Origin of the sequence: Anaerotignum lactatifermentans (assembly GCF_014982935.1) — a bacterium.
Taxonomy (GTDB): Bacteria; Bacillota; Clostridia; order Lachnospirales; family Anaerotignaceae; genus Anaerotignum; species Anaerotignum lactatifermentans.
Genome location: NZ_JADCKK010000065.1, coordinates 1 through 14,457, shown reverse-complemented (window position 1 = coordinate 14,457; position 14,457 = coordinate 1). Strand labels below are relative to the sequence as shown.

The 14,457-nt window shown below is 41.6% G+C and carries 11 protein-coding genes; 2 read left to right on the top strand and 9 right to left on the bottom strand.

The annotated features are described in order from the left end of the window. Positions 1-115 precede the first annotated feature (115 nt). The 9 genes from INF29_RS12350 to dpaL all read right to left on the bottom strand — a co-directional run bounded on the left by INF29_RS12350 (position 116) and on the right by dpaL (position 12,999). Positions 116-1,150, bottom strand: coding sequence for a recombinase family protein (locus INF29_RS12350; RefSeq protein ID WP_193486923.1), 1,035 nt, complete (start codon positions 1,148-1,150; stop codon positions 116-118). A 977-nt stretch (positions 1,151-2,127) separates the two neighbouring features. Beyond that, positions 2,128-3,213, bottom strand: a complete 1,086-nt coding sequence (locus INF29_RS12345; protein WP_193486921.1) for an abortive infection system toxin AbiGii family protein — start codon at positions 3,211-3,213, stop codon at positions 2,128-2,130. A 1-nt stretch (position 3,214) separates the two neighbouring features. Further along, positions 3,215-4,156: an abortive infection system antitoxin AbiGi family protein gene (locus tag INF29_RS12340; protein ID WP_193486919.1), complete on the bottom strand. Its 942-nt coding sequence runs from the start codon at positions 4,154-4,156 to the stop codon at positions 3,215-3,217. A 338-nt stretch (positions 4,157-4,494) separates the two neighbouring features. Next, complete coding sequence (locus INF29_RS12335) at positions 4,495-6,024, bottom strand: recombinase family protein (RefSeq protein WP_193486917.1); 1,530 nt, start codon at positions 6,022-6,024, stop codon at positions 4,495-4,497. Between the two features lie 266 nt (positions 6,025-6,290). Further along, on the bottom strand, positions 6,291-8,105 hold the full coding sequence (lepA, locus tag INF29_RS12330) for a translation elongation factor 4 (protein WP_193486915.1): 1,815 nt from the start codon (positions 8,103-8,105) through the stop codon (positions 6,291-6,293). A gap of 356 nt (positions 8,106-8,461) precedes the next feature. Continuing rightward, the gene (gene recA / locus INF29_RS12325) at positions 8,462-9,565 is read right to left on the bottom strand and encodes a recombinase RecA (RefSeq protein WP_207728171.1); all 1,104 of its coding nucleotides are present in this window, start codon (positions 9,563-9,565) and stop codon (positions 8,462-8,464) included. Positions 9,566-9,630: 65 nt separating this feature from the next. Further along, entirely contained in the window at positions 9,631-10,494 is an 864-nt protein-coding gene (locus tag INF29_RS12320; protein ID WP_193486913.1) for a DMT family transporter, read from the bottom strand. Beyond that, positions 10,484-11,725, bottom strand: coding sequence for a competence/damage-inducible protein A (locus INF29_RS12315; protein WP_193486911.1), 1,242 nt, complete (start codon positions 11,723-11,725; stop codon positions 10,484-10,486). Before INF29_RS12315 ends, INF29_RS12320 begins: the two co-directional genes overlap by 11 nt. A 53-nt stretch (positions 11,726-11,778) precedes the next feature. Next, on the bottom strand, positions 11,779-12,999 hold the full coding sequence (gene dpaL / locus INF29_RS12310; RefSeq protein WP_243184162.1) for a diaminopropionate ammonia-lyase: 1,221 nt from the start codon (positions 12,997-12,999) through the stop codon (positions 11,779-11,781). 186 nt (positions 13,000-13,185) lie between these two features. Here dpaL and INF29_RS12305 point away from each other — a divergent pair, with 186 nt between their 5' ends. Beyond that, on the top strand, positions 13,186-14,181 hold the full coding sequence (locus tag INF29_RS12305; protein WP_193486907.1) for a BRCT domain-containing protein: 996 nt from the start codon (positions 13,186-13,188) through the stop codon (positions 14,179-14,181). 183 nt (positions 14,182-14,364) lie between these two features. Further along, positions 14,365-14,457: transposase (locus tag INF29_RS12300; protein ID WP_193486905.1), on the top strand; the 93-nt coding region annotated here is incomplete at its 3' end.

Sequence of the window (14,457 nt, the reverse complement as noted above, 5' to 3'; positions counted from 1 at the left end):
ACCGCATAGTTCTCTCGGAATGATGACACCAAATGAAAAAGAAGAATGGTACTGGGCACAGCACTAAGCAGCTGTACTCGGCACTTTTCTTTATAAATTGTGTCCACTTTATTGACTATAGTCCACTGCTGCAACGCCATACTGCTTTCGTCTTCCATACCTGCCTGCGGTATGGTTTACCGCACTCACCACAAAACAAAACACTGGTCAACGCATATTTCGCACTATACTTTCCATTGTAACCAAGTTCGTCCTCTATGCCTTTTCTCAGTTCGGTTCTTCTTTGTTTTTCTTCCTTAACCCTGTAAAAATCCTCACGGGAAATAATTGGCTCATGATCATTCTCCACATAATACTTTGGCAGAACCCCATCATTAGCTACTCTTTTTCCACTTAAGTAATCAACCGTATATGTTTTCTGAGACAGCACATCCCCGATATACTTCTCATTTTCCAGAATATTTCTTACCGTAGTAAATCCCCATGTTTTACTTCCCCGTATGGTTGTATAGCCCTTATTCTCCAGCTCTTTTGATATTCCGTTGATACTTTGTCCCTCAAGGTATCTTCTGAAAATATATTTTACGATCTCAGCTTCCTCTGGAATGATTTCCAGATGCCCGCTTTTTCCCGTTTTATACCCCAGCAGTCTGCTTGTGTGGCATCCGCCCTTTGCATACTTATTACGTAGTCCCCATTTTACATTCTCACTGATATTTCGGCTTTCTTCCTGTGCCAGAGCACTTAAAACCGTAATCAGCATTTCTCCACTCTGGTCCAGCGTATTGATTCTTTCCTCATCAAACCACACGCCTATATTTCTTTCCTTCAGCATACGAATACAGTTTAAAGAATCCAGGGTATTTCTTGCAAAACGGCTTAATGACTTTACCAGTATCAGATCTATTTTTCCCCCTTTGCAGTCCTCTATCATTCGGCTGAAACCTTTTCTTTTTTCTACACTTGTGCCTGTTATGCCATAATCCGCATAGACCTCTGTCATCTCCCAATTGGGATGATAGGCAATCATTTCTTTAAAGAATGCCACCTGTATTTCATAACTGGACTCCTGTTCTTCCTTTGCTGTACTGACGCGACAATATGCGGCAACTCTCAGCTTTTTTCCACTTTCCAATATATCTTGCATCATTTCTCAACCTCTTGTTTTATGTCATAAAATCCACTATAAGCTCTTATTTTTTTCATCTGTTTTTTATTGTCGACATATAGGACTATAAAATAAGTATGACACTGTTATAATTATTGTAAAATAGCAATAACCCACAAATATCATACTGTTTCAAAAGCAAGAATCTATAAAAAAGCAACAAAAAAGCGACATCATTCTCATGATATCGCTCTTGTAAAACGCCGTATTTTTTTGTTTTTCTCTGTCGAAAAAACGGGAGTTTTGTCATTCTTCGTCGAGTTTGCATAAGGTTGGGATAAGTATGCCCTGTGAGCCTGGTGGTCCCTTGGTGTAAGCTCCTTGATCGAATCATGTCGTTGCAATATTCTTTTCAAAAAAATATGAGTATTGAAATATCTTAATTTTGGTAAAATACCAAAATCAAAACTCTCTGTGAAACCAGGAATCTTTTATTTTCGCATTTATAGAAACGATAGTGTTTCTGCCAGTCTTTCTTAGTATTCCTTCTCAACGATTCTTTCTGTCATTACCGTTCCGAACTTAAAGTGTATTTCCATTTTTCATTCATTCACACCTATGATTGTTTGAATTAGGATTCTGATAAAGTTATCACCATTTTTTTAATTCGTGCATTCCTTTTTCCATCAGAAGTTTCACTACCTGAATCACGCCTTTCTCACTAATATTTTCTTCGGCAGCAAGATTCCAAAATATTGTCCAATATGCTATTACACCTCACACTTGAGTTGATCTGAACCACTATACATATATCTCCAATAATATATAGGACGATGAGTCTGAGAAATTATGTAGCTATATAGAACCGTATACAAAAAAATAAGAACTGATTATTTGACTTAACTCATATGAAAAAAGCAAACTTAAAACAATACCTTCGAGATGGTAAATAAATAAAAAGAGAACCAAAGGACGAATAATTGTTCTATGGTTCTCTATTTTATTCATATGCCGTTTATTTAGTCCTTTTCTTCATAATACTCATTAATATATACACTACTTGTTAGAGCATTATTATAGATTTCTTCATGCTGCATTATTACGTCCAGTTCTTGCCTTGCTTCTTCACTTGTTTCAAACGCAGAGAAAGAAACATACATAGGTTTGCTATCAGTATCGCCATACAAAATCTTTACTGTACCATCTTCACACTTTCGAATATCTTTCACAAATGCATTTATCAAAAGATTAGCGGTGTAAAGAGTAACTTTTTGCTTTAAAAAAATAGATTCTATATTTCCTAAAAAAGTCAATGATACTTTACTGCCAATACTAAGTTGTGGTCCTACCTGATTCATAACAACTATCGATTCTGTAGAAGATAATTTGGCATTCAAACGAACAACTTTCTTTTCACATAAAAGCAAATAAAGTTCATCAATATCATGCTGCTCTTCAGAAGACAAATCGTTTAACAAACTTGGTGAAATCGAAAGAGAGAGTCTACTCTCTATTGCACTTAAACGCTTGAAGAACGCTTCGTTACAACGAAAATAATTCCTTACTTCCGATAAAGAAACTTTACCCGCTTCAGCTGTGGTGTTATCTTCAGATCCATAAAAACATGACAATAGAGCTGTAGCAATACTAAAGCTGTCAGCAACTTCGCTTACACTTTTTGCCTTCTCAAACTGTACCTTATAATTAACAGTATGCTTGTTTTCGCCATGTTGGAATATAAAATTAAAAGCAACTATGGAATCTGGTTTGGAATGTATAATCACTTTATCTTTGAGAAAATTACGCAAAAGTGTTATTTTTTTTTCTTCTCCATTCACATCAAGTGTAATAATCACAGGCTCTTCCGTAGGTCCAATAAAAACTTTTTCTATGCTAGTATGTTCTTGTAATGGGAATTTTGCACCTTGGCATCCAACACTTGTGGATATTGAAGTCACCCCATCTATTGGAATGGTACGCCCTTCGGTATATACAGAATCCAAGGCAGATAAAAAATTATTGTATGCATCTTTATTACAAAAAGATAATGTTCCATTAATATCAATCATATCATCAGAAAAAATATCTTTGATTTTGTTAGACATATTACCAATCCTTTCTGATTTCTTCCAACACCAGTATTTTACTCATTAGAATATTCTTCTCGATTGGAATATCCTCCTTGTTTTCAAAACAATCATCTGGTAAGTCATTTATTGTTTTAATAATATTAACTCGAGCTTGAATATTAGGAACAATGATATACCGTATATCATCATACGAAAAATTTAGCCAAAGCTTCCTGTATTTCTCATTCTCCAAGCTATTACTGATGTCGTTTGCCAAAGGAATTGCATTAGGATTAGCTATAATACTTCCTATATTCAAGTCAGCAAGATCCTTCGCATTAGGAACATATCTCCACTCACGTTCATCATGAAAATTCTTGGATATTTCAACTGTGACCGAACTAAAATCTTTGCGAGTAAATTTTCTCTTCATGATTCCACGCAACGGCTTGATATACGCTAGACGATTAATTACATCTTTAGAATACTCTTCCAGCAACTCATTCTTCTGGATAATTTGTCCCATTAAGGCAGAAAAATCCTTTGTATATTGGGAATCTTCGTTAAGATAGTGAATCGGCTGAAGGTGGTTTTTTTCTCCCCAACTTTTTGAAAAAGCCACTGCATATTCTCCATAAAAATCAAAATGTGTATTGTTCTTTTGGATCTCTATTTTTTCATCGCTTGTTAATGATTCATAAACATCTCCAACAGCATTTACAGTAAATGAATCTGCAAGTTTATGAAAAGGAATATCACAGAAGCACTTTTGCAAAATAGCAGCTTCATGAAATGTGCGGGTACCATTATGAATATTTAAGTAATCGATGGTTTCAATGCAATACCGTGGAAGCAAAGCTTTATGGAGAAGAATCGAATCTAAGAACCTTTGTTCTTTCATGAAATGAAAGAGTGTATTAGCGCTCTGAACATAATCATCATATAGTGAATAGGAAACCTTTTCATTCATAATCATCATATCATCTCCATCCCTCTCCAAAACCAAAAGATTCTACGAAATATATCTACACAAATATCTTAATAAAACAAAACTCAACTGTATAAAAATATTATAGGTAGAGCCATTAGAAAATTCAAGATTCTGTTGTTTCTATGATGAAGCATTAAATTATTTCTTTCAAAAAATTAAACACTTTAAAAATCAGTCGAAGCCTACAGTATTTTTCCCAAATCAATTATTCTACCAACTGCATTACACTTGAATATAAATTTGGAAGATAGATCGAATATACTTTTCAAAAAAAATTTTATTATTATAACCTACTTTTTCTATACATTGATGTTTTTTGTATGATTCTATATTTTTTCCTCCACCGCCATCCCTACCTTAAACCATATTTCCACACTTCCATCTGTCTTTACTTTAATGGAGCTAATCAGCCGCCTTACAAGAGCATCATCATAATTTTCCACACGCAGCAGGCTTGCCAGATCCAATTTAGGATCCAGCAAAGTTTCTATCTGTTTTCGTTCTTCCTTATTATTTTCGGATCTTTTCTTTTCTGCTTCCAGCCAGTTCAATTTTTGAAGCATTTCTGCACATAACTTTTTATGTCCGCTGATGCCTTCCTTTGACTTAAGCAGCCTGATCAGCTTCCCTTTCCATTTCTCAATTTCTTTATCATAATCTATATTTTGAAATTTGCATCTCTTCAGCTCCAGTAAAAAATCATACTTAAGAATATCCGGAAAATCCGCTTTATTTTCTACAAAGGAGTTGATTACTCGAATGATACATTGGTGCAAACCCTTTTCATCGATAGTCGGAGAATTTTTACAGTACTTTGTACCATCTTTCAGCCTGCTGCTGCAACGCCATACTGCTTTTGTTTTCCATACTTGCCTACGGTATGGGTTGCCACACTCACCGCAAAACAAAACACTAGTCAACGCATATTTCGCACTATACTTTCCGTTATAACCAAGTTCATCCTCTATGCCTTTTCTCAATTCAGTTCTTCTTTGTTTTTCTTCCTTAACCCTGTAAAAATCCTCACGGGAAATAATTGGCTCATGATCATTCTCTACATAATACTTTGGCAAAACCCCATCATTAGCCGCTCTTTTACCACTTAAGTAATCAACCGTATACGTTTTCTGAGACAGCACATCCCCGATATACTTCTCATTTTCCAGAATATTTCTTACCGTAGTAAATCCCCATGTTTTACTTTCCCGTATGGTTGTATAGCCCTTATTCTCCAGCTCTTTTGATATTCCGTTGATACTTTGTCCCTCAAGGTATCTCCTAAAAATATATTTTACAATCTCAGCCTCCTCTGGAATAATTTCCAGATGTCCGCTTTTTCCTGTTTTATACCCCAGCAATCTGCTTGTGTGGCATCCGCCCTTTGCATACTTATTACGCAGTCCCCATTTTACATTCTCACTGATATTTCGGCTTTCCTCCTGTGCCAAAGCACTTAAAACCGTGATCAGCATTTCTCCACTCTGATCCAGCGTATTGATTCTTTCCTCATCAAACCACACGCCTATATTTCTTTCCTTTAGCATGCGAATACAGTTTAAAGAATCTAGGGTATTTCTTGCAAAACGGCTTAATGACTTTACCAGTATCAGATCTATTTTTCCCGCTTTGCAGTCCTCTATCATTCGGCTGAAACCTTTTCTTTTCTCCACACTTGTGCCTGTTATGCCATAATCCGCATAGACCTCTGTCATCTCCCAGTTTGGATGATAGGCAATAATTGCTTTAAAGAATGCCACCTGTGTTTCATAACTTGCCTCCTGTTCTTCCTTTACTGTACTGACGCGGCAAATTGCGGCAACTCTCAGCTTTTTTCCACTTTCCAATATATCTTGCATTACATCTCAACCTCTTGTTTTATTTCAAAAGACCACTATAAACTCTTATTTTTTTCATCTGTTTTTTATTGTCGACATATAGGATTATAAAATAAGTATGACACTGTTATGATGATTATAAAATAGCAATAAACCACAAATATCATACTGTTTCAAAAGCAAGAATCTATAAAAAAGCAACAAAAAAGCGACATCATTTTCACGATATCGCTCTTGTAAAACGCCGTATTTTTTTGTTTTTCTCTGTCGAAAAAACTCAGTTTTTGTCATTCTTCGTCGAGTTTCAGCACGCTCATAAATGCCTGCTGAGGTACTTCTACGCTGCCAATCTGGCGCATTCTCTTTTTCCCTTCCTTCTGTTTTTCCAACAGTTTTTTCTTACGTGAAATATCACCGCCGTAGCATTTCGCCAATACATCTTTACGCAGGGCGCTGATGGTTTCTCTGGCAATGATCTTGCTGCCGATAGCTGCCTGAATGGGAATTTCAAACAGATGTCTGGGAATTTCTTTTTTCAGTTTTTCGCACATCTTTCTGCCACGTTCCACAGCGGAATCTTTATGAACAATAAAGGACAGTGCATCCACAGGTTCTCTGTTTACCAGAATATCCAGTTTCACCAGTTCACTTTCTTTGTAGCCCACCAGACTATAGTCAAAGGACGCGTAACCGCGGCTTCTGGATTTCAGTACATCGAAGAAGTCATAAATGATTTCATTCAGAGGCATTTCGTAGATGAGCATGGCTCTGCTTTCATCCAGATATTCCATGCTGATATAATCCCCACGGCGCTGCTGACACAGTTCCATGATAGGTCCGATATAATCCTTAGGCAGCATGATTTCTGCCTTTACAATGGGTTCTTCCATTTTCAGGATACGGGCAGGGTCAGGCATGTTGCTGGGGTTGGACAGGTCGAACTGGGTGCCGTCTGTCAGATATACTTTATAAATAACGCTGGGTGCGGTGGTTACCAGATCCAGATTATATTCTCTTTCCAGTCTTTCCTGAATGATTTCCAGATGCAGCAGTCCCAGAAAACCACAGCGGAAACCAAAGCCCAGAGCCACAGATGTTTCCGGTTCAAAGAACAGAGAAGCGTCGTTGAGCTGCAATTTTTCCAGTGCATCACGAAGGTCAGGATATTTTGCACCGTCGGCAGGGAACACACCACAATAAACCATGGGGTTTACTTTCTTATAACCGGGCAGTGCTTCTGCAGTGGGTCTTGCCGCTTCTGTTACCGTATCACCTACGCGGGTATCTGCCACGTTTTTGATGCTGGCAGTGAAATACCCTACCATGCCTGCATTCAGTTCATCTACCGGCAGGAAACGACCGGGGCCGAAAATACCAACTTCCACAACGTCAAATTCTTTGCCTGTTGCCATCATTTTTACTTTGGAGCCTTTGCGGATGCTGCCGTCAAAGACACGCATCAGAACGATAACACCACGATACTGGTCATATACGCTGTCGAAAATCAGCGCTTTCAGAGGTGCATCCACATCACCGCTGGGAGCAGGAATATCTGTGATGATACGCTCCAGCACTTCTTCGATGTTCACGCCGTTTTTGGCGGAAATTTCCGGCGCATCTTCTGCGGGGATACCGATAATATCTTCAATTTCCTGTTTTGCCCAAGCAGGGTTTGCGCTGGGCAGGTCGATTTTATTGATAACGGGCAGGATTTCCAGATTGTTATCCAGTGCCAGATATACGTTTGCCAATGTCTGCGCTTCAATACCCTGTGCTGCGTCTACAATCAGGATTGCACCTTCGCAGGCTGCCAGAGAGCGGGATACTTCATAGTTAAAGTCCACGTGTCCCGGAGTATCGATGAGGTTGAATTCGTATTCTTCCCCATTGTTTGCGCGATAAATCAAGCGAACTGCCTGGGACTTGATGGTGATACCTCTTTCCCGTTCCAGATCCATGTTATCCAGTACCTGTTCCTGCATTTCACGGTCTGTAAGCAGACCTGTTTTCTGAATCAATCTATCTGCCAATGTGGATTTGCCGTGGTCGATATGTGCCACAATACAAAAGTTTCTGATATGACTTTGTCTGTCTTTGGACATCCATATTCCTCCTAAATCTCTAGTATTTCTTTCACAAAAAAAGCTGCCCTTTTCCTTTGCATTCTCGCAAAAAGCAACTTCTGTTTTCATCCAGTCTGGAAAAACGCCTGTTTCCCCATGATATTTTGCTTATTATATCATAGTTTTCCCCTCTGCGTCAAAAGAAACCTTTGCAAACAGGGCTTTTCCACGAAAAAAACAGGAACCTGTCAGTGACAACTTCATCATAAAACAAAATAGCCAGAATCCTTTTCGTTTTAAGGATTCTGACTATTTTATGATTCTCAATATCTTCCATTGGAACCCTATCCACAGGTTCCCTTTTTTCTCAAGAGATTTCCACAAAATCTCTCTGTTTATTCCACATCCAAATCCAGTCTGGGTTCTGCTTCTTCTTCCACAGCGGTTTCCATGACACCGTCTGTCAGTGTAGGCAGACCATAGTGTTCACGGACTTTGTTTTCGATTTCTCTGCACATGTCAGGGTGTTCTTTCAGGAATGTTTTTGCGTTTTCACGTCCTTGACCGATACGAGTTTCCCCATAAGCGTACCATGCGCCGCTCTTGTTTACGATATCCACTTCAGATGCCAAGTCCAGGATATCCCCTTCTTTGGAAATACCCTGACCATAAACAATGTCAAATTCCGCAATCTTGAAGGGAGGTGCAACTTTGTTCTTCGCAATTTTCACTTTCACGCGGTTCCCTACAAAGTCTGTCCCCTGTTTGATGACATCAGACTTACGGATATCGATACGGATAGAAGCATAGAACTTCAGGGCACGACCACCGGTAGTAGTTTCAGGGTTACCGAATGTGACACCAATCTTTTCACGGAGCTGGTTGATGAATACAACGGTACAGTTGGATTTTTTGGTGATACCAGTCAGTTTCCGCAGAGCCTGGCTCATGAGTCTTGCCTGCAAGCCCATATGGGAATCTCCCATTTCCCCTTCGATTTCCGCACGGGGAACCAGAGCCGCAACAGAGTCCACAATAACAATATCAATGGCGCCGCTGCGTACCATAGTTTCTGCGATTTCCAGTGCCTGTTCGCCGTCGTCAGGCTGGGAAATATACAGATTGTCAATATCTACACCCAAAGCCTTTGCATAAGTAGGGTCCATAGCATGTTCCGCGTCGATGTAGCCCGCAATGCCGCCACGTTTCTGCACTTCCGCTACCATATGCAAAGCAACGGTTGTTTTACCAGAAGATTCAGGACCATATACTTCGATGATTCTGCCCTTAGGCACACCGCCCACGCCCAAAGCGATATCCAGACTCAAGGAGCCTGTTGGAACCACTTCCACGTTCATTTTTGCGCTGTCGTCACCCAGTTTCATTACCGCGCCTTTGCCGAACTGTTTTTCAATCTGGCTCAGAGCCGCGTCCAATGCTTTTTGTTTATCTTCAAATTTGATTTCGTCTTTGCTGTCTTTTGCTTTTGCTGCTGCCATGCCGCAACCACCTTTCCAAATAAATCGAACTTATGTTCTCATTTTACTCGATTTCACGGAGACTGTCAACCGCTTTTTTTGCGTCCCAAAGGGGCTTCTGCCAACAATACTGCCCCAAAAATCAGGATACAACCCACATACCCCCGAAGGGTCAGCCGTTCTCCATAAAGTACCGCAGAAATCACTGCCGCAAAAATAGATTCCGTTGTGATGATAAGGGCTGTTTTACTAGCCGAAGTATACCGCTGTCCTACAGATTGGAGCACAAAATACACCCCAGTGCAGAGGATACCTGCGTTGAGGAAATTCCCCACCGCTCCCAGAGAAAGAGGCGGCACCTCTCCCCCCATCATGAGGGAAATGAAAAAGGCAAGAACTGCCACCACCGCATTTTCCACCAAAGCAATGTGTACCGAATCACAAGCGGCAATCATCCGCCCCATGAGTGCCATTTGCAGGGAAAAAGCGATGGATGCCCCGAATGACAGCACCGCCCCTAAGTCCAATCTGAGTCCATCTGTCACAGACAGCATAGCAACACCGATCACTGTCACCACTGCTGCCAAAATCACGCTGGCTGCCGGTTTCTGCCGAAAGGCAAACCAGCAGATAAAAGGCACCACCACCGCCTGTGTGTTGCACAAAAAGGCATTGACGGATGGTGTGGTATACTGTAATCCCAATGTGAGAAGCAGAAATGTTGCCGCCAAAAGCAATCCCAATATGCTGCCCACTTTCCATTCTGCTTTGGTGATATTTTTCCATGCTTTCCAGTAGAAAATCCCCAAACAAAGGGCTGCCACCAGAAATCTGCCAAAAATCACCTGATAAGGGGTATAGCCCCAATCCAACAGATATTTGCTGCTAATAAAGCCGCTGCCGCCGATGAACGCTGCCAGAAACAGCAGCAAATCTCCCTTATGCTTCATCCCGCAATGCCTTCCGCAGTAAATCCAATGCATAGAAAGCGGCACGTTCCCGAATCTGGTTCCGTTCGCCTGTATAGCGGTATTCTGTTACGGTTGTTTTGCCATTTACATGGATACCAATGTAAACCAGACCTACAGGTTTTTCTTCTGTGCCACCGCCAGGGCCAGCAATGCCTGTTGTGGAAACGCCGATAGCTGCGCCGCTGGTCTTTGCTACACCTTCTGCCATTTCCGCAGCCACTTCTCTGCTCACAGCAGTATATTTGTCCAGTGTTTCCGCTTTCACGCCCAAACGATGCATTTTCGCTTCATTGGTATAGGTGACACAGCCTTCCAGCAACACTTCGGAAATACCGGGATATTCCACCAAAGCGGAAGTCACCAGACCACCTGTGCAGGATTCTGCCACAGCAATGGTCTTTTTCCCTTCCAGCAGCATCTGTGCCACAACCGTCTGCATATTGGTTTCCCCTTCGGCATAAACAGCGTTACCCAGACGTTCTTTCAAAGCCGCTTTCACAGGCGCGATCAGTTCATGAGCTTCTTCTTCAGATTTTGCTTTCGCTGTAATGCGCAGGATGGATTCACCGTATTTTGCGTAAGGCGCAATGGTGGGGTTTGTCTGGGCATCAATGATGTCTTTCACCAGTGTTTCCATGGCACTTTCCCCTACACTTGCCACGCGCAGGATTTCAGAAACGAAAGTATATTCCTGTTTTTTCTGCAAATAAGGTTTTACCTGATTTTCAAACATGGGCATAGTTTCCTTAGGAGGACCGGGCAGCATGGCAATGATTTTGCCGTTTTTCTCCATGATGATGCCGGGGGCAGTGCCGTTGTCATTGTAGAGCACAATGCCGTGTTCCTTAGGCACCATAGCCTGTTTCCGGTTGTTTTCTGTCATGGTTCTGCCTGTGCGTTTGAAATATTTTTCGATTCTGCCCAATGCTCTTTCATCCAGCACCAGTTCTTCCCCGAAATATTCTGCCGCTGTTTCCTTTGTCAGGTCATCTTCTGTGGGACCAAGTCCGCCTGTGGTGATAATCAGGTCCGCACGGGAAAATGCCTGAAAAATGGTATCTTTCAGACGTTTGGGGTTATCCCCCACCACTGTCTGAAAATAAACTTCAATCCCCAGCTGTGCCAGTTCTTTGGACAGATACTGAGCATTTGTATTCAAAATATCTCCCAGCAGGATCTCCGTTCCTACTGCAATGATTTCTGCTTTCATTTCTGCACCTCCAAAAAGTTATCTTCTGATATGATACGCCTCTTTTGCCTTTCTTACAAGGTCTCTTTTGCCAGCACCTCTGTGTAATGGTCAGGGTCTGTGTTGCCTTCGGTGCTGATGAGGAGTACCACGCTCTTTTCATTCAGTCCCAGTCTGGCTTTGATTTCCACCAAATCAGGATTCTGAGTCAATTCATACAAAAGCCCCATACCAACAGCGCCGGATTCCCCGGAAATGACTTTATCGTCCCCAGCCAAAGGTTTTCCCAGCAGCCACATACCTTCTTCTGTCACAAAGTCAGGACACGCCGCGTAAGCCACAGGGAAATCCCGCAGTGTGGGATAGGTCACCAGACAGGGTTCCGCACAGTTCAGCCCAGCCATGACGGTTTCGCAGCTGCCAGTGGACGCATGAGGTTTGCCATCATTGATTTTCGCCGATTCAAAAATACAAGCAACGGTGTCAGGTTCTGCAATGATGACTTTCGGCAGTTTTTCGCCGTAATGGTTCACCAGATACCCCAGCACGCCCCCAGCGAAAGCACCAACGCCAGCCTGCAAAATCACCAAATCCGGTGCATCTACGCCTTTTTCCTTGAGCTGCTCCACTGCTTCTTTTGCCAATGTGGTATAGCCCTGCACGATGTAAGTGGGGATTTTTTCATAGCCTTCCCATGCTGTATCCTGCACCATAGTCCAACCATTTTCTTCGGCTCTTTTGTTAGCCATGCGGACGGTATCATCATAAAAATAGTCCGTCACCAGAACTTCTGTGGCGCCCACATCACGGATTGCCTGCACACGGCTTTCCACAGTGCCTTTTGGCATATACACATAAGCCTGACAGCCGAATTTCTTCGCCGCCCAAGCAACACCTTTGCCATGATTGCCATCGGTAGCAGTGATGAACACCATATCCTTGATTTTTTCCTTATTTTCTTCGGAACAAATCTGGGAAAAGTCCGCTTTTTCCAAATCCAGTCCCAGTTTTTCGCAAATGACTTTGGAAACGGCATAAACGCCGCCCAATCCTTTGAATGCATTGAGTCCAAAGCGGTGGGATTCATCCTTCACAAAAATATTTTCCAGTCCCAGTTCCTTCGCCCTTGCAGGCAATTCCGCAAGAGGTGTCACTGCATAACCAGGTACGGAGCTATGAAATGCCGCGATTTTTTCCACAACTTCCTCTGCCAAAAAAGCAGGCGCAATTCCCTGCCGCTTTTCCGCTTCTATGATGCCAATGCCGTTATTTGTCCATGTGATCTGCCGTTCCAAAACCATTCCTCCTTTTTTACTGCACTGACACCATTGTAACGAAAACATGCTAAAATTGCAATTTCCCCAGCGAAAAACGCAGGAATCCTGTTCTTTTCCTTTCCTAATACATCATTGCACGAAAAAAAGATTGGTGCTATCATAAAAGAAAAAGGCGTTTCCATTTTCTGCAAAGGAGGGGATTTCATGCAAGGATTATACAAACTGGCACTTGTTGGAACGAAAGAACAACTCACCGATTTTCTGAAAAAAGTCAATGACGGCGATCCTGATTCTGTATTCAATGAATACCCCGTGGAAGAAGGCACCGGACTGCGGACAACACAGGGATATGGGCTGCAAAAATTTTTAGACCGCTATAAGCTGGTCATCGAAAACACCGGCTCCGGCAACATCAGCGGCATTGAGGAAATGGCTTCTGAAATAGGGCAGATCGCACCTGAACTGGAGCTCATGCTTTTGACGCAATATCTGGATTATAGCGATGACTACACATGGACAATTTATTATAAGCCTGCCGGAGAAACCGAGCCTTCTGAAACCGAAGGAATCCTTTATAAAGGATCAATAGGTGATATCCTTTCCGTTGAAGAAGTTTTGAATTACAGATCCATGGGTGCAACAAATATTTCACTAGACATCGACCGAGAAAAATTAAAAGAATATTTAGATTCTTTCATTGGATATGGGTTGACATTTGAAGAAATCGAACCATTCCTTGACGCATTAGCTGACCCTGAGAGAACAGATTTTTCGGAATTTGAAGACACTTTTGATATGTATTCTTTACAAGATACAATTAATGACTTTTTAAAAGATCAAGTAGAGGATGTTCCCTATGCCGCAGATGGAAACGGTATTCCGTCCATCGAATATATTGCCAGATTGTTTGCAGGCAACTGGGGCATCAACTTCGGCGTTTCCTATCGCTTCCGTCCTGAAACATTTGATGATCGGTTTGCCGGAAAGACCTTCGTGATCACCGGGGAGCCGGATGATTATGGGAAGGACGGCGCAAAAGAGATCATCGAGAATTTCGGCGGCGTTGTGCGTGGTGCCGTAAGCGGAAAAACTGATTATCTTCTTATTGGAGCTTATGCCGGTGAGAAAAAACTGGAAAAAGCAAAGGAACTGGGCGTTTCCATCATCAGCACAGATGATTTTGAACAGATGATTTCCTGACAAAAACCATAGAAAACCCCTTCACACAGTTTAAAACTGTGGAAGGGGTTTTTTATTGGTGAATCCAATAAAAACCCCCGGCTATGCCGGGGGAATCAGTGAGCTTCAGCTTCAAGCAAAAACCTCCTATGCTATAATTATCTTGAGTTCGCCAAGACACAAGAAAGCATAGGAGGTTTTTATATGAATAGTTTAGCACATACGAGTTGGGAATGTAAATATCATATTGTATTTGCACCAAAGTATAGAAGACAGGTAATATATGGAAAAATGAAA